At 45.6% G+C, this 20,202-nt stretch carries 16 protein-coding genes; 8 read left to right on the top strand and 8 right to left on the bottom strand.

Annotated elements, in window-relative coordinates; genetic code table 11:
• The first annotated feature begins 167 nt into the window (after positions 1 to 167).
• The gene (locus tag L0992_00465) at positions 168 to 2,123 is read left to right on the top strand and encodes an AsmA family protein (protein ID XGB68657.1); all 1,956 of its coding nucleotides are present in this window, start codon (positions 168 to 170) and stop codon (positions 2,121 to 2,123) included.
• A 59-nt stretch (positions 2,124 to 2,182) separates the two neighbouring features.
• On the opposite strand, the gene L0992_00460 is transcribed toward L0992_00465, so the two are convergent.
• The 3 genes from L0992_00460 to L0992_00450 are packed head-to-tail and all read right to left on the bottom strand — an operon-like array spanning position 2,183 to position 4,482.
• Complete coding sequence (locus tag L0992_00460; protein XGB67241.1) at positions 2,183 to 3,118, bottom strand: bifunctional GNAT family N-acetyltransferase/hotdog fold thioesterase; 936 nt, start codon at positions 3,116 to 3,118, stop codon at positions 2,183 to 2,185.
• Between the two features lie 16 nt (positions 3,119 to 3,134).
• Entirely contained in the window at positions 3,135 to 3,569 is a 435-nt protein-coding gene (gene dtd / locus L0992_00455; protein ID XGB67240.1) for a D-aminoacyl-tRNA deacylase, read from the bottom strand.
• A complete protein-coding gene (locus L0992_00450) occupies positions 3,541 to 4,482 on the bottom strand; it encodes a virulence factor BrkB family protein (GenBank protein ID XGB67239.1) in 942 nt (313 codons plus the stop codon). Before L0992_00450 ends, dtd begins: the two co-directional genes overlap by 29 nt.
• A gap of 204 nt (positions 4,483 to 4,686) precedes the next feature.
• On the opposite strand from L0992_00450, the gene L0992_00445 reads away from it, so the two are divergent.
• Both L0992_00445 and L0992_00440 read left to right on the top strand, forming a co-directional pair.
• On the top strand, positions 4,687 to 5,328 hold the full coding sequence (locus tag L0992_00445; protein ID XGB67238.1) for a DUF2959 domain-containing protein: 642 nt from the start codon (positions 4,687 to 4,689) through the stop codon (positions 5,326 to 5,328).
• Between the two features lie 31 nt (positions 5,329 to 5,359).
• Entirely contained in the window at positions 5,360 to 5,890 is a 531-nt protein-coding gene (locus tag L0992_00440; GenBank protein ID XGB67237.1) for an AAA family ATPase, read from the top strand.
• Positions 5,891 to 6,074: 184 nt separating this feature from the next.
• Here the strand turns inward: L0992_00440 and typA are convergent, their stop codons facing one another.
• Positions 6,075 to 7,910 carry a translational GTPase TypA gene (gene typA, locus L0992_00435; GenBank protein ID XGB67236.1) on the bottom strand — a complete coding sequence of 612 codons (1,836 nt, stop codon included), beginning with the start codon at positions 7,908 to 7,910 and terminating at the stop codon, positions 6,075 to 6,077.
• 563 nt (positions 7,911 to 8,473) lie between these two features.
• Between typA and glnA the strand changes: the two genes are divergently transcribed.
• The 5 genes from glnA (at position 8,474) to L0992_00410 (ending at position 16,282) form a co-directional block, all read left to right on the top strand.
• On the top strand, positions 8,474 to 9,883 hold the full coding sequence (gene glnA / locus L0992_00430) for a glutamate--ammonia ligase (GenBank protein ID XGB67235.1): 1,410 nt from the start codon (positions 8,474 to 8,476) through the stop codon (positions 9,881 to 9,883).
• 392 nt (positions 9,884 to 10,275) lie between these two features.
• On the top strand, positions 10,276 to 10,827 hold the full coding sequence (locus L0992_00425) for a DUF4124 domain-containing protein (GenBank protein XGB67234.1): 552 nt from the start codon (positions 10,276 to 10,278) through the stop codon (positions 10,825 to 10,827).
• A 168-nt stretch (positions 10,828 to 10,995) separates the two neighbouring features.
• On the top strand, positions 10,996 to 12,072 hold the full coding sequence (gene glnL / locus L0992_00420) for a nitrogen regulation protein NR(II) (GenBank protein XGB67233.1): 1,077 nt from the start codon (positions 10,996 to 10,998) through the stop codon (positions 12,070 to 12,072).
• Positions 12,073 to 12,181: 109 nt separating this feature from the next.
• Positions 12,182 to 13,585 carry a nitrogen regulation protein NR(I) gene (glnG, locus tag L0992_00415; protein ID XGB67232.1) on the top strand — a complete coding sequence of 468 codons (1,404 nt, stop codon included), beginning with the start codon at positions 12,182 to 12,184 and terminating at the stop codon, positions 13,583 to 13,585.
• A 108-nt stretch (positions 13,586 to 13,693) separates the two neighbouring features.
• Positions 13,694 to 16,282: an EAL domain-containing protein gene (locus L0992_00410; GenBank protein ID XGB67231.1), complete on the top strand. Its 2,589-nt coding sequence runs from the start codon at positions 13,694 to 13,696 to the stop codon at positions 16,280 to 16,282.
• A gap of 106 nt (positions 16,283 to 16,388) precedes the next feature.
• On the opposite strand, the gene hemN is transcribed toward L0992_00410, so the two are convergent.
• The 4 genes from hemN to L0992_00390 all read right to left on the bottom strand — a co-directional run bounded on the left by hemN (position 16,389) and on the right by L0992_00390 (position 19,754).
• Positions 16,389 to 17,780, bottom strand: coding sequence for an oxygen-independent coproporphyrinogen III oxidase (hemN, locus tag L0992_00405; GenBank protein ID XGB67230.1), 1,392 nt, complete (start codon positions 17,778 to 17,780; stop codon positions 16,389 to 16,391).
• 283 nt (positions 17,781 to 18,063) lie between these two features.
• Positions 18,064 to 18,552 (bottom strand): DUF2489 domain-containing protein, encoded by a 489-nt coding sequence (locus L0992_00400; GenBank protein ID XGB67229.1) that lies wholly within the window; start codon positions 18,550 to 18,552, stop codon positions 18,064 to 18,066.
• A gap of 6 nt (positions 18,553 to 18,558) precedes the next feature.
• Entirely contained in the window at positions 18,559 to 19,116 is a 558-nt protein-coding gene (gene yihI / locus L0992_00395; GenBank protein ID XGB67228.1) for a Der GTPase-activating protein YihI, read from the bottom strand.
• Positions 19,116 to 19,754, bottom strand: a complete 639-nt coding sequence (locus tag L0992_00390; GenBank protein XGB67227.1) for a class I SAM-dependent methyltransferase — start codon at positions 19,752 to 19,754, stop codon at positions 19,116 to 19,118. Before L0992_00390 ends, yihI begins: the two co-directional genes overlap by 1 nt.
• Positions 19,755 to 20,202: the final 448 nt, after the last annotated feature.

Raw genomic sequence — 20,202 nt, 5'->3', positions numbered from 1 at the left:
CAACCATCTGCTCGGGCTTAGCCAAAAGCGAACGCCCAATTTAAAATGATATTTTTGTAGCAAGCCCCTCTTTTGAGGGGCTTTTTTGTTGATGCTTGACCCTTTTTGTTCCACTCTGTTTTAAGACTATTGAGATTTGAGGCTTTCAGGGAATGAAAAAGGTATTCATGGTGTTCGGCATTGTGTTGGCTATCGCCGTTGCGGTTATCGCAGCGTTGCTATTAAGCCTACAAACTCAATACCGCGCCGATGTTGCTAACTTTTTTATTAAGCATACGATTGAACAACCAGTGCTCATTGAAGATGTTGAGTATCAGGCGCCTTATCACATCACCTTAATGGGCATCGCCCAAAGCCAATCTGAAAAACAACCCCCTCTGTATATCGACAAGGTCGACATCTGGTTCAGCCCAGACTCTGTTCTTGAAACCAAGCTGGTTTTGGACTCTGTATTGATCAGCGGCCTGCAGTTAGAAGCCGAAGATTTGGACACAATCACATCAGTGTTTACCCAACCAAACCTCAAGCTCCGTCAGCTAGCGATCAATAGCCTAGATTTCTCGACTCCAGACTTTAATGCACGAGGCATCGACCTGCAGATCGCCGATCCCATGTGGGATAACCAAAGCTCACTACTACCCTATGGTAAAACCCAACTTTCTGCCTCGCAGTTATATTGGCAAGGCGAAGCCTTCGATAATCTGTTGATTGACCTAGATCTCAAGCCGAGTGATAGCACCCTTTATGGCGCTTCATTTGACTGGCGTGGTGCCAAGATTTCTGGGCAAGCTGAACAATATCAACATGACTGGTCATTGGTGAATGTGACGATTGATGGTTTGCGATTAAATGAAGAACAAACTCAAAGTCTATTGAACAAAGAATGGGATGTGGCAGGTATTCAGATCAACCACATCAACAGCTTAGATATTCTGCGTAGCGACATAGAGTGGCAAGATGGTCACCTTGCAGCCTTTGATGCCTCACTAGAAAATATCCAATTGCCTTTTGAACTGTGGAAGCAGCAGAAAGCCATTTTCTCTCTACAAGCTGAAGGCGTCACCTTAGACAATGATCAATTCATCGACCCAAGCCTTAAGCTGAACCTAAACCCCAACCAAATTTTGGTTGAAGACTTCTATACACAATTTCTGCAAGGCAGTATTCAGCTAAATGGCAAAGTTACCCCCACTGCTATTGATTTGGCACAGCTTGATATTCAAGGCATCAAGTGGATTACCGAAAGCCAAGACAATCATCTACCCGCCGCACGACTAATACCTTGGCTTACAGAGCTTCAACAAGCCTCTATAGACCAACTTAATGTAGAACGCAGCCAACTCATCCAACTCGCAGAAAAACCTTACTGGCAGGTATCAGGGCTGCATGTCGAAGGACATCAAGTTCAACTTCTGCAAGATAGAAAGCTAGGTTTATGGCAAGGCAAATTGATGGCCAGCGCCAACGATGCCAGCTACCAAAGTATCCTCAGCGCTCAACCTGTGGTTGAAATGAATAGTGAACAAGGAAAGTGGACGCTGACACGCCTGTTTATGCCATTAAAGAATGGTTATGTTGAAGCCAATGCAGCACTCGACTTTAACAAAATCAGCAAGCCGTGGAGTATAGATATATCTGCCGATGGCTTGCCTATCTCGCCAATGCTGCAACAACTGGAATTACCGCTTGATGCAACCGGTTATGGCGAATTCGAACTTCAAGCCGCGGGTTTGTATGGTGACTCACTGATGCTTGGCTATTCAACCACAGGTCAACTCACTGGTAGCGTTCGCCAAGGCGTGATGACCTTTAACGACACGCTTTCTGAAACCTCTACCGACAACGTATTCGAGATCCCAGAGCTCAATGCCAATTTTGACCGTGGTCGTTTTACACTCGAACCAATGCACATTATTGGTGCATCCGCAGCCGAAGAAGGTTCGCAAAGGGTTCAAACGTTAAATGGTGAAGTAACGGGAGAGCTCGACTTGCTTAAAACCGAGCTACACACGCTTTCTATTACTCTGTCCGATCAATGCCATCAAATCTCAGGAAAGCTCGACCAAGCTGAATATGCAGAGATTAATGACTGCCAACAAAAAAGCGCCACTCCACAGGAGTAGCGCTTTCAATCGATAACTCAATCTACAATCAAGTAAGCGTTCATCAAGCAATAGTGACGTTATTCACTCACCTTGCTATCAGTCGATAGGATTTTCTTGTAGTCAGGGATCAGCATATAGGTTCCGGTAAACTCTACCGCTTCCACATCGCCACTATGAATGGTCACGTGAATAATAATGCGAGCCTTTCTTCCTGATGCGAGGCGGTCCAAATCACCACTGATACCGTCTAAAGAAGTAGAAGCGACAGGGTTTTGCTCGACCGGGTGACGGTAACGAATGTTACTGTCCGCTAGAACGATATCACCGGTTAGGCCACGTTCTTTCATCAGTAACCATGTCATCCCCCAACCCGTTAAGGTCGCCAGCGTAAAGGCAGAACCAGCAAACATGGTGTTGTGCGGGTTCAGGTTTGGATTCAGTTGGGCACTACACTCAAATTGGTAACCCGTATATTGGTTAATCTTGATACCCATCTTGTCGCTGATAGGGATCTGATGCTCCCAGCGTTGCTGCAGTTCATTACACCATTCAGGTTTGCGCAGTACGTCTGCCATTGGGTCAAGATGCTTAACCATCTGTTGGTGACGCACAGGGCCGCGTTGGTCGTTAATCTCACCGCGACGTTCAAAATCATTCTTCTCGTAGAATGAGATCGCATCTTCGCGTGCATTACACACCAAACGCTTAGCACCTTCTTGACGCGCCAGTGACTCTAGCGCGACTAAAATCAGTGAGCCCATGCCTTTGCTACGACGAGAGTTCTTCACCGCCATGTAGCGGATCTGACCTTCGAGATCGGGAGTGATATAAAGACGGCCGATCGCCATTGGACGACCTCGACCATCGACAATCATGCGATGGTGACTCATGCCATCATATTCATCACGCTCTGAACCTACAGGCATTCGCCATGGTTCGCGCAACATTTGCCAACGAAAATGGTAATACTTGTTTAGTTGATTTTCGGTGGTTGGAGTTATGAGTTTAAACATGCTTATTCCTTTAAGCCTAAACCTGCAGCCAGAATGTTACCGGGCCATCATTGACCAAAGACACTTTCATGTCGGCTGCGAATCGGCCACGTTCCGTTGGCAACACTGATTCACATTGGTCAGAGAAATAGTTGTAAAGACGTTCTGCATCTTCTGGGTGAGCACCGCGAGAAAAGCCTGCTCGTGTGCCTTTCTTGGTATCGGCTGGCAGAGTGAATTGAGATACCACTAATACCTTACCTTCTACCTGCTTCACGTTGAGGTTCATCTTATCGTCTTCATCTCCAAAGACACGATAAGTGGTCACTCGTTCCATCAAACGTTTGGCTTTGGCTTCGTCATCACCTTTTTCTACGCCTAACAGAACTAATAAGCCTTGCTCAATCTCACCAACTACTTCGCCATCAACACGGACGGCAGCTTCACTTACTCTCTGGATCAGTGCTATCACTGTTGTTTCCTTGCTCTGTGATTTTGTCGTTATCCGAAGAGTGTACCATTTCTTGCGTGTCACTCCACTGTTCGTGCTCACCGAGCGCCGCCGTCACCTCAGCACCAACCAACACGATCAGCCAACACAAATACACCCAGACAAAAAGAATCGGAATCGCCGCCAAAGCGCCATAGATCAGCTGATAAGAAGGGAATTGAGTAATGTAGGCCGCAAAGCCTTTCTTACTGAGTTCGAACAACAGAGCCGCAACCAGAGAACCTGCCGCTGCGTGAGAAAAATGTATCTTTTTGTTGGGAACCAACAAGTACAAACCGAAGAACGCAAAGAAAGAGAGAATCAAAGGTAGTTTGCGAATTACGGTATTAAAGGCGCCAGATACGACTTCATTTTGTAGCAGGCTTAACGATGTCACATACGAAGTGGCCGCAATGCTCGCCCCAACCAAGATCGGCCCAAGTGTTAGCACCATCCAGTACATAGAGAACGACAACACCGCGCGTCGCTTCTCAGTAACACGCCAGATGTAGTTTAGGTTCTTATCGATATTCGAGATCAGCATCAGTGCTGCGATAAATAAGAACACACTACCGACCGCCGTCATCTTACCCGTGTTGGCAACAAACTCGAGCAAGGCACCATGCACCGCATCCCCTGACGCTGGAACAAAGTTGGTAATAACGAAGTTTTGAATCACGATGCCGACATCAGCAAAGATGGAGAATGACGATAAAATAGACAGCAGAACCGTCAACATCGGTACGATTGAGAGCAAAGTAATGTACGCCAAGTACCCCGCATTCACGTTGACTCTATCGTGCGTCATTCGCGCCAAAAGATAGCGAGAAAAATGAATGCTGAGTGTGCCGACCTTTTTTATCTTCAACTTGTAACTCCCTTGTAACTCGTTCATAGTCCTAATTATTATTCCGACATATCAATCACAGTGAATAAATGTTCAAAAATAGCGTAGGAAAAAGGCTAGAGAACAAGGCAGCTTTTTTGATAAGTAGTTATTCTACAATCAAAAATTCTAACGCCGTTATCGAGTATTTTAACAAGCTAGCTTGAGCGGATATTTACTACGATTGATATTATTTAACTATAGGAAACAAGGATGCCTTATTTAATAGTTATAGTCCTCTCTATTTTTACTCTTACTGGATGCCAATCCGCTTATTACTCTGCAATGGAGCAAGTGGGCTATCACAAACGTGACATTATGGTCGACAGAGTAAAAGATGCGAAAGAGTCACAGCAGGATGCTCAGGAAGAGTTTACCAGCGCACTTGAAGCACTTAGTAGCCTAACTAACTTCAGTGGTGGCGACCTAGAAGACATGTACAATCAAATCAACGACAAATACCAAGACAGTGAAAAAGCCGCTCAAAATGTCAGTGATCGTATTGCCGCAATTGAAGATGTGTCGGATGCGTTGTTTGAAGAGTGGCAGGGTGAGTTAGACCTCTACACCAGTGACTCACTGCGTCGCTCAAGCGAGCAAAAGCTGCGCGAGACTCAATCCTCTTACAAGACCATGTTGTCAGCTATGAAGCGTGCAGAGAAGAAGATGGATCCGGTACTCAATACTCTTCGCGACAACACGCTTTATTTGAAACACAACCTCAATGCGAGCGCAGTTGGTTCACTGCAAGGTGAGTTCATGAGCTTAGAAAAAGACATCGCCTACGCAATTAAGCAGATGAATGCTGCTATCGCAGAATCAGATAAATTCCTAGCTCAACTGAACCAGAAATAACATCAGTAGAAACGAATCAAGATAAGCCCGTATGAACCCAATCATTATTACTGGCGGCCCTGGCGCTGGAAAGACAACACTAATTAACGCCTTGGGAGATGCGGGGTTTCCAACCTTTGCAGAATCCTCTCGCCAATTAATAGAGCAGCAGAGCAAGCTTGAAAACGGTATCTTACCTTGGCTAGATCTTCTGGGCTTTGCTCAGTTATGTTTAGGTGTGATGAGCGAGCAGAAAGAGCAAGCGAGGCTGCACCCTATTGCCTTTCTCGATCGTGCGATTCCAGATATCTGTGGCTATTTAGCTCAGGCTAACCTAGATATAGATGCGACTTACCGAGAAGCAAGCCAAGGCTATCACTCACAAGTCTTGTTCTGCCGCCCAGAAGCTTCTATCTATGTGCAAGATGAAGTGCGTCCTTATCCCTTTGAAGAAGCCTTAGAAATTCACCACGCGCTGGTCAGAGTCTATCAAGCGCTAGGTTATGAGGTGGTTGAAGTGCCATTTATGTCGGTAGCAGAGCGAGTGCAATTCGTTGAAAGTCACCAGGGAATCAAAACCTAGATTCCTGATATCTCGTTCCTCAATTCTGGAATGACGATTCGATGAGTAAATATGAAGTACGCTCTTCGAATCTCGCATCTCATTTACCCGTATCTATGCTAATGCCACATAAAACAAAAGCCCCGAGCAGCTAGGCTACTCGGGGCTTTCTTATTTACTTAGCTAGAAGCTAGTCAGCTGGCAATTAAGCCTTAGCTGGACGTGCTGCGCGCTTACGTTCGTTTTCAGTAAGAAGCTTCTTACGGATACGAATGCTTTCTGGCGTTACTTCTACTAGTTCGTCTTCGTCGATGAACTCAAGAGCTTGCTCTAGAGTGTGACGGATAGGTGGCGAAAGAACCTGTGCTTCATCAGTACCAGATGCACGAACGTTCGTTAGCTGCTTACCTTTCAGACAGTTTACTGTTAGGTCGTTTGAACGGTTGTGAATACCGATGATTTGACCTTCGTATACTTCATCCGCGTGCTCAGCAAATAGACGACCACGTTCTTGTAGGTTGAATAGTGCGTAAGTCAGAGCTTTACCAGTTGCGTTCGAGATAAGAACACCGTTGTTACGTTGACCGATTACGCCGCCTTTGTGAGGACCGTAGTGATCAAATGAGTGGTAAAGAAGACCAGAACCAGACGTTAGTGTTAGGAACTCAGTTTGGAAACCGATAAGACCACGAGAAGGCATCATGAAGTCCATGCGAACACGGCCTTTACCATCTGGAGACATATCAGTTAGCTCACCTTTACGTAGACCGATGTTTTCCATGATGCCACCTTGGTGCTCTTCAAGCACGTCGATAGTCACAGTTTCAAACGGTTCAGTTAGGTTGCCATCTTCGTCTTTCTTGATGATAACTTCTGGACGAGATACAGCTAGCTCGAAGCCTTCACGACGCATGTTTTCAATCAGGATAGATAGGTGAAGCTCACCACGACCTGAAACACGGAAGCGATCTGGGTTATCAGTTTCTTCAACACGTAGTGCAACGTTGTGTACTAGTTCTTTTTCTAGACGCTCAAGGATGTTACGTGAAGTAACGAACTTACCTTCTTTACCCGCGAACGGAGAAGTGTTTACTTGGAACGTCATTGTTACTGTTGGTTCGTCAACAGAAAGCGGAGTCATTGCTTCAACATTGTTTTGGTCACAGATAGTGTCTGAAATCTTCAGCTCACCAAGACCCGTGATTGCAATGATGTCGCCAGCGTTAGCTTGCTCAACTTCGTGACGGTCAAGACCTAGGTAACCAAGAACTGTACCTACTTTACCGTTACGCTTCTTACCGTCAGAACCAACGATAGTTACTTGTTGGTTTGGCTTAACAGAACCACGTGTAACACGAGCAACACCGATAACACCTACGTAAGAGCTGTAATCAAGTTGCGAAATTTGCATTTGTAGAGGACCGTCAAGGTCAACTGCAGGCGCGTCTACTGTATCAACAACAGCTTGGAACAATGGTTCCATGTCTGTACCAGTTTCGCCTTCTTCCATTGTTGCCCAACCGTTTAGAGCTGAAGCGTAAACAACGGTGAAGTCTAGTTGCTCATCAGTAGCACCTAGGTTGTCGAAAAGGTCGAATACTTGATCCATAACCCAATCAGGACGAGCGCCTGGGCGGTCAATCTTGTTGATTACAACGATTGGCTTAAGACCGTGTGCGAATGCTTTTTGCGTTACGAAACGAGTTTGAGGCATTGGGCCGTCAACTGCGTCAACGATAAGCAGAACAGAGTCAACCATAGACATGATACGCTCAACTTCACCACCGAAGTCCGCGTGTCCCGGAGTATCTACGATGTTGATGCGGTAATCATTCCAGTTGATTGCTGTGTTCTTAGCAAGAATGGTAATGCCACGCTCTTTTTCGATGTCATTCGAATCCATGACACGCTCTTCAGCTTCACCACGAGACTCAAGAGTGCCTGACTGTTGTAGCAGTTTATCAACCAAAGTCGTTTTACCGTGGTCAACGTGCGCGATGATCGCGATATTTCTTAACTTATCAATCTGTGGAGTAGACATGGATTCTCGATTCACTCATAAAAGTAGCCGTCACTTATCTCAAAAGTTTGGATAATAACCGCTAGCTTGATTTAAAAAACGGTCAATAATATACCAGATTCTAGACAAAAACCCAGAAATATGTGATCTGAACCAAGGCTTTTTTCTTAGTTAGCGATTCATATCCTCTTAACTTTGATTCAGTACAGTGTTGGGTAGCCCGATTCGTAGGATTCTAAAAAAGCATCACGCGCGAGTCACAAGCCAAATCTCCGGCAAAATGACAAAAGTGGATTGACAACTTAGGCAATTCATTGCTGAATGGTGTTCGCTTATTGTCTCATATTGGTGCATAGACAAACGATTGCACCAATAAAGTGCAATCAGAGATCATTTTGGTGCAAAAAGTCGATTAAGCAAAACTTAAAAACAGTTAAATCATTGAAATTAATGGAATAATTTTTTTGGCACGTTTTTGGCTATAGATAAATCAGCATCGATTAATGCACTTATAGACATTAATCAATGCTAGTTTCAACCGAATCGAGCTAATACCGAATTAATAACACTGGAGGTTATCCAAGATGTCAGTAGAAAATGTACTATCCCTGATCCAAGAGAACGAAGTTAAATTTATCGACTTACGTTTTACTGATACAAAAGGTAAAGAGCAGCATATCTCTATTCCTTCTCACCAAGTTGATGCAGACTTCTTCGAAGAAGGCAAAATGTTTGACGGCTCTTCAGTAGCTGGTTGGAAAGGCATTAACGAATCTGACATGGTAATGATGCCAGACGCAGCATCAGCTGTACTGGACCCATTCACAGAAGACGCAACGCTAAACATCCGTTGTGACATTCTTGAGCCTGCAACAATGCAAGGCTACGACCGTGACCCACGCTCTATCGCTAAACGTTCTGAAGAGTACCTACGTTCTACAGGTATCGCAGACACAGTTCTAGTTGGTCCAGAGCCAGAGTTCTTCCTATTTGATGACGTTAAGTTCTCAAACGACATGTCTGGTTCTTTCTTCAAGATCGATGACGTAGAAGCAGCTTGGAACACAGGTACTGACTTCGAAGGCGGTAACAAAGGTCACCGTCCTGGCGTTAAAGGCGGTTACTTCCCAGTAGCTCCTGTAGATTCATCTCAAGACATCCGTTCAGCAATGTGTCTAGTAATGGAAGAGATGGGCCTAGTAGTTGAAGCTCACCACCACGAAGTAGCAACTGCGGGTCAAAACGAAATCGCTACTCGCTTCAACACGCTAACAGCGAAAGCTGATGAAACTCAAATCTACAAGTACGTTGTACACAACGTTGCTCACGCATTTGGTAAAACAGCGACATTCATGCCTAAGCCACTAGTTGGTGATAACGGTTCTGGTATGCACGTTCACCAATCTCTAGCAAAAGACGGCGTTAACCTGTTTGCTGGTGATAAGTACGGCGGCCTATCTGAAATGGCTCTTTACTACATCGGTGGTGTAATCAAGCACGCTCGTGCAATCAACGCGTTTGCTAACCCATCAACTAACTCGTACAAGCGTCTTGTACCTGGTTTCGAAGCACCTGTAATGCTTGCTTACTCAGCACGTAACCGTTCTGCTTCTATCCGTATCCCAGTAGTTCCAAGCCCTAAAGCACGTCGTATCGAGCTACGTTTTGGTGACCCAGCAGCTAACCCATACCTATGCTACTCAGCAATGCTTATGGCTGGCCTTGACGGCATCAAGAACAAGATTCACCCAGGCGAAGCTATGGATAAAGATCTATACGACCTTCCTGCAGAAGAAGCAGCTGAAATCCCAACAGTTGCAGAATCTCTACAAGAAGCTCTAGCAGCGCTTAGCGAAGACCGTGAGTTCCTAACAGCTGGCGGCGTATTCTCTGACGACTTCATCGATTCTTACATCGCTCTGAAATCTGACGACGTACAACGCGTGAACATGGCTACACACCCACTTGAGTTTGAACTGTACTACTCAGTTTAATCTCTGGTAGAGATATGCCATTTCTTACTGCAACCTTGTAAGAATCGCTAACTAAATATTAGGCTCGCCTCGCAGGCGGGCCTTTTTTATATTCTCTCGATGCTCCCCTCCTCGTACCATACTAGATACCAATCGTAGTAAATAACTACTCAGCCCAGCTTGTTAAAACACTCGATAACATCGTTAGGTTTTGTGATTGTAGAATAACTACTTATCGAAAAAACCTGTCTCGTTCTCAAGCCTTTTTCCTGCGCTATTTCTGAGCATTAACTTACTGTGATTGGTATTTAACAAAAGCCCTCAGAGGCTGTCGCGCTAAATACAACAAAATCAAAACCAATAAAACCAATGCCAAACGTGAAACCACCCAAGGGTGGAAAGAGGCTAAAGATATGAAAAACATACTGTTCCTAATCGGGTTAACAGTCGCGTTCTCGTGCTCAGCTCAAACGGTGTATACCTGGGTTGATGAGGATGGCGTACTCCACTTTAGTGACACACCGACCGATCAAAGCGCTAAGTCTCTTCGCCTGCCTGATGTACAAGCATCTGCACCCGCCCCGAAATTTGAGGCCTCGACTCCCGTTGATGCTGCAGCTTCAACAGCATCGTCCGCTCAACCACAAACCGAAACCACAGAACGCGAGGCTCCGGCGCAGCTAACACTCACCATGCTGACACCTGTTCATGATCAAACTATCCGTAGCAACCGCGGTTTAATTCCAATTCAAATCGAGCTTAACCGCAAACTCGGTATTGGAGAGCAGCTGCAATTGATGCTCGATGGCCGCCGTTACGGGGCTCCTCAAACCCAAGCTAACTGGGAATTAAAAGGTATCGATCGAGGTACTCACACCATTGCAATTCAAGCACATAGAAGCGGCAAGCTTATTGCATCTACTAGTCCAGTCACCGTGTATTTACATCGAGCGACGCTCAAGTAGGCCAATGTGTTAAAAGAGACTGAATTACCTCTACTTTTCACCTAATCGAAGCAGCTTTCAGCAACTCTAATGAATTATCTTTAGCTTCTGGTTGATATGCGCCATACTTGAACTTAGCTACGCACCAATTTGGTGCAGTGAGAAAAACACCAGTTCAAGGACGAAATAGTGAATCGATCAGCCAAAAGCGACAGCATAGATACACATCATCTTTCCAGCGCCATTCTCGACAATATGGTGACTTCGACATTGATGCTCGATGAGCAACTCTATGTGCGATACGCCAATCCGGCGGCTGAACAACTCTTTTCACAAAGCGCGCGACGCATTGTTGATCATCCACTGAGTCAGCTTATCCAACATGCTTCTCTTGATTTGGCATTGCTGACCCAACCACTACAAAGTGGCCAAAGCATTACCGACAGCGACGTGACCTTTGTTGTTGATAACCGTCCTCTGATGCTTGAGGTGACGGTTAGTCCAATCTCGTGGCAACGTGAGACGCTGCTATTAGTTGAAATGCGCAAGATAGACCAACAAAGACGCCTCAGCCAAGAGCTTAACCAACATGCACAACAGCAAGCGGCTAAGTTGTTGGTACGTGGATTAGCCCATGAAATTAAAAACCCATTGGGTGGTTTAAGAGGTGCTGCGCAGCTGCTTGGAAAGATGCTCCCTGATCAGTCTCTGAATGAGTACACCCAGATCATTATTGAGCAAGCCGACCGCTTGCGCGCTTTAGTCGATCGCCTGCTTGGCCCGCAAAAGCCGGGAACCAAATCAGAAGAGAACCTTCACCAGATTCTAGAAAAAGTAAGGCAGCTTGTTGAGCTCGAATCGGGTTCGACGCTCGCTATCGAACGAGATTACGATCCAAGTCTACCTGCGATTTTGATGGATTCTGCACAAGTTGAACAAGCCATGCTTAATATCGTGAGTAATGCGGCGCAGATTCTAAAGACTCAGGAGTCTGGGAAAATCACCATTCGCACCAGAACGGTGCATCAAGCAAACATTCATGGGCAGCGACACAAGCTCGCTGCTCGAATTGAGATCAGCGATAACGGCCCGGGTATCCCCGACGAATTAAAAGACACGCTTTTTTACCCAATGGTTAGCGGACGAGAGGGTGGCACAGGCTTAGGGTTATCGATATCTCAAAACCTGATCGATCAGCACAACGGAAAGATTGATGTTGAGAGCTGGCCAGGTAACACCACATTCACGATTTATTTGCCGATATAAACAAAGCGACACTTCTCGATGAGAAAGTGAGCTTCATGGCAACGAAGAATACGAACAATAAAAACAACAATGATTATCACAATAGATTTGGCTGCAAAGGAATTGAATTATGAGTAAGGGATACGTTTGGGTCGTCGATGACGACAGCTCTATCCGCTGGGTAGTAGAGAAGACACTTTCATCTGCGGATATAAAGTGCGAAACATTTGCTGATGCAGAGAGCGTGCTGCTTGCTCTTGAGCGCGAGACGCCAGACGTATTAGTGTCTGACATTCGCATGCCTGGTATCGACGGGATTGAGCTGCTGCATCAAGTGCATCAACGCTCTCCCGATCTGCCGGTGATCATCATGACCGCGCACTCCGACCTTGATGCTGCAGTAAATGCGTACCAAAAAGGTGCCTTCGAATACCTGCCAAAGCCGTTTGATATCGATGAGACACTCACGCTAGTAGAGCGGGCGATCGCACACAGCCAAGAACAGAAGCGCGAACAAGCCAGCGAAGTCACTGAAGAGACCAACGCGCCCGAGATCATCGGTGAAGCACCGGCGATGCAGGAAGTTTTCCGAGCCATTGGTCGCTTATCGCGCTCATCCATTTCCGTACTCATTAATGGTGAATCCGGTACAGGTAAAGAGTTAGTGGCTCATGCCTTACATCGCCATAGCCCAAGAGCAAAGAAGCCCTTTATCGCCCTCAACATGGCGGCTATTCCTAAAGACCTGATTGAATCAGAGCTATTTGGCCACGAGAAAGGAGCCTTTACCGGAGCCAATAGCGTTCGCCAAGGGCGCTTCGAGCAAGCCAACGGCGGAACACTGTTTCTTGATGAGATCGGTGACATGCCACTCGACATTCAGACCCGCCTGTTGCGTGTGCTTTCTGATGGACAGTTTTATCGTGTCGGCGGTCATTCTGCGGTTAAAGTTGACGTGCGTATTGTGGCGGCAACTCACCAAGATCTTGAACGCTTGGTGCATGAAGGCGATTTCCGAGAGGACTTGTTCCACCGACTCAATGTAATCAGAATTCACATCCCTGCACTGCGCGAACGTAAACAAGACATCGAAAAGCTGACTCATCACTTCTTGGCATCAGCCGCTGAAGAGCTCGGTGTTGAAGTGAAAACACTGCACCCAGAAACCATAATGAAGCTAAACCAGCTCAATTGGCCGGGTAACGTGCGTCAGCTTGAGAACATTTGTCGTTGGTTGACCGTAATGGCGAGTGGTAGTGAGATATTACCTTCGGACTTACCACCTGAGCTGTTGGAAGAGAAAGTGGTGACCACTTCAGGTACTGGAGATAACTGGCAGCAACTGCTTGCGAATTGGGCAAAATGTGCGCTTGATTCAGGAGAAAAAGAGCTGCTGACTTATGCTCTGCCAGAGTTTGAACGTATACTGCTAGAGGCTGCGCTCAACCATACTAATGGTCATAAACAAGATGCAGCGAAGGTTTTGGGATGGGGACGAAACACCCTAACTCGCAAGCTTAAAGAACTGTACTAGGCATTATATGACTCTCGATGCAGCTACTTTTTAACCAAAAAAGTGTCGCTTGGTTTGAATAGTGTCGGTACAATTACAGTACACTATTCACCAAAGTTGTAGCTAAAGATGTCTTTGAAAACACAAATTACATTGAGAACCGCAGTGGTTCTGCCATTCGTGATGATATTTCTGTTCACTATGGGCGTAATGGTTTTCACTCAAAAGCAAAGCTACAAAGAGATGGTGAGTGATATTAGCGCACGTCAGCTAGCATCACTCACTGACAACGTTCATCAAAGCCTTTCCGATTTTTTAGAAAAACCCTTTCACGCGAACCTCTCCCTCAGCCACAACATTGGTTACCACAAGCTCTATCAGCCCGGTAATCTCAGTAAGGTTCAAGATTACATCCTTTATAAGTTTTCCGACCATTTCACTGCTGTTCCTCAACTGGATGTGATCGGCTTTGGCTCTGAAGATGGTAACTATGTCGGTTTGCGTAAAGAGGCTAACAACGGCTACACCTTAATGGTGCAAGATGAACGAACCCAAGATCAACTCGTCATCTACCGCGGAAGCAAAATTAGCGAAGACATTCGCTCGGTCATTTCCGGATACGATCCGAGAGTCCGCCCTTGGTACACACCGGTTGTTAATGAGAAAAAAGCAGTATGGTCGCCAATTTACGCCAATGCGGATGAACGCCAAGAGATTACTCTTTCTGCCCTCGCCCCTATCTATTCCGACAATGAATTTAAAGCGGTCATCGTCAGCGACATCAAGATCAATACCTTTAACGCATTCCTGAAGAACCTAAAAGACAAGACCGATGCTTCTGTCTATATCATCGATCAGCAACAACGTTTAGTCGCACACTCCGGTGGTGGCAGTGTTGTCTCTTGGGGCACAGGTAAGACGCATAAAGGCCAACGCTTATTAGCCACTGAAAGCGCCAACCCAGTAATACGAGAGAGCGCTAATTATGTTAATCAACTGCATTTGATTGACGACATGGGCGTACAACGCTTCAAGTTCACTTTGGATGGCGAGCAATACTTTAACCAAATCACACCTTATGAAGATAAACATGGCCTCACTTGGTTTATTGGTATGTCGATTCCAGAAAGTAACCTACTTGGTGAATTGCCGGAAAACCAAAGAGACAGTTGGCTACTTGGGCTCGCGCTTAGCTGCATCGGGATTATCGCGGGATTAATCGCTTTCAATCGTGTGACCCAACCCATCACCTCCACCGCGGATGCCGCAAAACGCCTTGCCAAAGGTGACTGGGACAGCAGCATGCCGAAGTCGGGCAATATCTACGAAACCAGTATGTTGGTAGAAGCCTTCAACGAAATGGCCAACAACCTGAAAGCGTCATTCCAACAGTTACAGTCACAACTGACCTATGACTCGTTGACCAAACTCTACAGCCGAGAAGGCTTTATCGATGCAGCAAAGAAAAACGCAGTAACCGAAAAAGGCACGCTGTACTTGGTTGGTATCGATCGCTTCCGAGACATCAATAACAGCCTAGGTCACTACAATGGTGACCAACTGCTTATCATCTCTGCCGCTCGCTTGAGAGGCACGCTACCATCGGATTACCTGTTGGCACGCACTGGCGGGGATGAGTTCGCCATATACGCACCCAACGTCACCCAAGAGGAAGACGTTCAACTGCTTGCTAACCGTTTGGTTCAGACCTTTGCTTCACCGTTTGCGATGGAATCTGAAAGTGTCGTGGTCAAGGTTTCGATTGGTGTTGTGCATGTATCAAACGATCAAGATATTACGTCGTGGCTTCGTAACAGCAGCATTGCGCTCAGCAATGCCAAACAAGATAAAACACGCGTCAGCATCTATAGCCCTGAGATGGGCAACGCCTCTCGACACCGCACTAAGATGTTGGCTCGACTGAACAAAGCGATTGAGCTGCAGCAATTTGAACCCTTTTATCAGCCAATCATCGACCTAGAATCAGGTACTACCATAGGTGCTGAGGCTTTAGCTCGCTGGGTCACCGACGAAGGGATTATCTCACCACTGGAATTCATTCCACTGGCAGAAGAAACCGGACTTATCTACGACATTGGTAAGCAGATCCTGCACAAGTCTTGTCGAGATACGGCAATTGCGATTGAGTCAGGGAAATGGAGCGAAGACTTTTCGATTCACGTTAACCTATCTGTCGATCAGCTCAGTGAGAGTGGGTTTATTAGTTTAGTGAAAAATACGCTGAGTGATACGAAGTTACCAGCCAAAAACCTTACGCTAGAAATCACTGAGTCACGCATCATCGATAATGACCCAACCATCATCGACAATATGCTGACTCTCAAAGCATTGGGAATCTCAATTGCCATTGATGATTTCGGTACTGGTTATTCGTCACTGGCCTACCTGCACAAGCTGCCATTTGATTGCCTGAAGATTGATCGCAGCTTTGTCAGTAAGCTTGATAAAGAGAATCTAGACAGCTCTATCGTTGCAGCCATTGTCAACATTACCAAAGGCTTCAAGGTTAGCTTAGTCGCCGAAGGCGTTGAAACTCAGCAGCAAGCAGACCTACTTAAACAGCTGCAATGCCCGCAAGCACAAGGGTTCTTATACAGTCGCCCAGTACCTTTTGACCAATGGCCAACCGATCTAAGCAATGCTCAACAGAGTGCCAAAATCAAACCGAATACCGAAGCCAAAGAGAGCATCAGCTAAATCTGCAGGCAGCCTCTAGAGAACAAACCACAGATACAAAAATGCCAGCATGATGCTGGCATTTTTTATGTCTCTATTTTTTATGTGCCTACTCTCAATTGAGCGATTAGATCACGCGAGAGAATTGCTGCTGGCGAGCCTTAGCGCGTAGGTATTTATCGAAACACATACAGATGTTACGAATCAACAAACGGCCACGCAGAGTCACGCGAATCTCTTTGTCGTCGACTTCAACCAACTCATCATTAATGAAGGTTTGTAGAAGCTCTAAGTCTTCCTTGAAGTAACGATTAAAGTTAACCGAGAACTCAGATTCGATCATGGTCTTATCAAGCTTAAAGTTACAGATAAGCTGCTTGATCACTTCACGACGTAGAAGGTCATCGCTATCGAGTGCCACACCTTTCCAAAGTGCGTGGCGCAGGTCATTGACCTGAGCGTAGTATTTCTTCAGCTCTTTTTGGTTCTGTGCGTAAGCATCACCCACCATCGAGATAGCAGAAACACCAAAACCAATTAGGTCAGCTTCACCTTGGGTCGTGTAGCCTTGGAAGTTACGATGCAGAATACCTTCACGCTGTGCAACCGCTAGCTCGTCTTCAGGTAGAGCAAAGTGGTCCATACCGATGAACTGGTAACCCGCACCCGTTAGAGTCTCGATAGTATCTTGCAGGATAGCCATTTTCTCTTTTGCTTCAGGCAGGTCTTCATCTTTAATCTTACGCTGCGCCGCAAACAGTTGTGGCATGTGCGCGTAGTTAAATACCGATAAACGACCCGGCTTCATCTCAAGCACTTGCTTCAGTGTTTCAGCGAATAGCTCTTGGGTTTGCTTTGGCAGACCGTAGATCAAATCTAAGTTAGTCGAACGGAAACCTAGTTCTTTAGCACGTTGAACCATCGCAATAATGAACTCTTCATCTTGCTCACGATTAACTAGCTTCTGTACTTCTTTATTGAAGTCTTGAACACCAATACTCAGACGGTTAAAGCCTTCGTTACGTAGGTGATCGAGCACATCTAACTCAATCTCACGTGGGTCTACCTCGATACTGATTTCAGCATCCGCGGTGAAGTTAAACTCATCACGTAGAATCATCATCAAACGAGTGATTTGAGTCTTGCTCAAGAAGGTTGGTGTGCCGCCACCGAAGTGCAATTGCGTCACTTCGCGACCATTAAGCAGAGACGCACGTTGGCGGATTTCATGCTCAATTACATCTAGATACTCATCCGCTTTGTGCGAGTGACGAGTAATAACCTTATTACAACCACAGTAGTAACAAAGCTTGTGGCAGAACGGGATATGCACGTAAAGAGAGAGTGGACGCTCTGGGTATTGCGTACACGCCATGTCGTAATCAGCGACGGTAAACGCTTCATGAAACTCCAACGCAGTTGGGTATGAGGTGTAACGAGGTCCCGAATAGTTGTACTTGTTTAAGATCTCTTGATCCCAAACGATTTGCTGATTCGTTGTTACTGGCTTGCTCGACATAGCGGTACTTCCAATTTAGATCCGCGAGAACCTAAGGTCTCTCAAATCATTTTACATACATTAAAATATAGACGGGTTATTTTGCCACACGACTTGTAAGGTCGTTTCAAGACAAAATCTTTTTTTCAGATAAAAACTCAGAACTGCTAGCTTGATCACTAACAATGCACCGAAATACAGGGGTGCAAGAGGTAAGAAGGCTCATTCAGCACTCGGGATTAAAGATAATGAATCTTAAATACACCGTGTATTAAACGAGCCTCTATATTAATAGTCTTAGCGACTAGATCATCTGAATATTGATTTGGTTGTTGAGAGGCTTAACCTTCTCCTGCAACCTTATCAAATCTTCGATAACCGCATCGTTCAAGCGAGTCTCTGCCTTGTGGCGTGTGAGATTCTGCTGCATGCGTTCTTTCTTCGTCAATTCCTGTCTTTCCTCTCCGCGCGCCATATCTTTAACGATGTGGTACAGCTCAGAAAGAGCAGGATATTCAGAATCTAAATCGACACGCTCATCACCCTGAACGTTATCCATAATGATACACACTCGGATACTGATCTCAGGTAAATCACACTGCCCTTGAATGCCCGCTAGACACAAGGTATTTACGTTGTCGTAAATCGTCGCGTTACGTTTCTCAATGGCTAGTGCTTGATGCTGCTTTTGCAACTCCGTCTGCTTCTTCACTTGAAGTAGAAGGTAACCTGCGTAAGAGCCCAAGCCGAGAATGATAATTCCACCAGCAATTGCTAATAAGGTTACGTTCATTGGCTATTAACCTTTAAAGCTGTCTAAGTCGAAGTCTTCGAATTGAGATAGCAAGTCTTCGTCAGAGCTTGCTTTCTTCTTAGAGGCAACTGGTGCTTCTTCGAAGATCTCTTCTTCATCTTCTTCTGGTTCTAATAGACCTAAGCGGCCCATTAGGTGTTCGATACGATCAAGTTTCTCGTCAACGAACTTCTGTAGACCGGCACCTAGGTTTTCACCATTTTCAAGACGGTCTAGTAGAGTGTTCAGTTGAGCATCGTTCTCAAGCATCTCTAACTCTTGTTCGTTAGATAGCTTACGCTCTTGTTTCGTTGGCTTCTTCGCTGGTTCAATAATCAGCGGGATTTTTTTCTTGCTGCCTAAACGAGGGTCGCGAGCTTGTGCAGCTTTACGCTGTTTTGCTTCGCTACCATCTGAGTGACGGCTGCCAGATTTTAGGCCTTTACGCTTTTTAACACGCTTACGTTCACGACCTTCAACATCAGATTCGCTACGGTTACGAGTAACCATAGGTTCCGGAGCGCCAAGAGCTCCCGGCTTTCTTGATTTTTTACTACGAGCCATTACTGCACTTTCCTCAGTAAAATTACATCATTTCCAAAAAATTCTAGTTCGAGCTTATCCCGCTCTGCCAAAAACTGGAATGTTTGACGACTAAAGAAGACAACATGAGTCGGGTCATTCTTGTAGTGCCAACCAGCAAACGCATCTACGTCTATTACTAGCTTAGTCATAAGACCAATCCAGCCTTTGGGTTTAACTAAATTCAACCATTGCTGCCACACTTTGTCTGGGTGATAAAGATGTTCAATCACCTCCGTGGCAGTCATAAAGTCGTACGTTTTTTCCAACACAGAAGTCTCTGGGTGGTAATAGATATCGTACAACTCCATGGTGTGTCCGGCTTCTTCTAACATGATAGATAGCGTAGGGCCTGGGCCACAACCAAAATCCAACCCTTGTGAGTTAGATGAAATTTTGTCTGTTAGTGGATCCGCGATGCGAGATAAAAAACGGCGATAGCCTGCATCACTAGGATCGTTCTCATGGAGATCATAGTGTGCTTTTTCTTCTTTTGCTTCTAACCTTTGTTCAGGTTTAACAAATACCAGTTCACATTGCTGACACTGCAGATAGGCTCTGCGTTTGTCTTCAAAATAGTGATTCACGCCTTGGTGATGGCATAAGGGACAAGTATACATAGCACATCCTTAAACAGGGATGCGAAACATACCAGAAACTGCGTTTATAGTGGAGAGGTATTGGGTGTTTTTTCATCAAATCAATAAAAAAAGCGATAGGAAAACCTATCGCTCTCTAAATCTGCCTATATCGGCCAAAATTTGCATACTCAACTTGGTACACAAATCTCCATTTGTTATTGGTGCTTTCCATGCCAAATTTGTTTGTTGTTCATCGTCCTGATGAGTTTTGGCTATCCTTTTCTAACACCTTGTTGCTGGGCTGTCCTAGCCTGATCCGTTTCTGTCTATACCATTAGACTAGATGATCATCCATATCTAAGTCAGCTCCTAGCTGATGGCGGTTACTTTACCGTGTTACAAAAAGACTACAATAGTGCGAGTTCACACTTTCGAACACAAATTGATCACACATAGATAAATCAGACATAAGCGATTGATTCATAAC

It is taken from the genome of Vibrio pomeroyi, from assembly GCA_041879425.1.
Classification (GTDB): domain Bacteria; phylum Pseudomonadota; class Gammaproteobacteria; order Enterobacterales; family Vibrionaceae; genus Vibrio; species Vibrio pomeroyi_A.
This window is presented reverse-complemented; position numbering and strand designations above follow the sequence as displayed.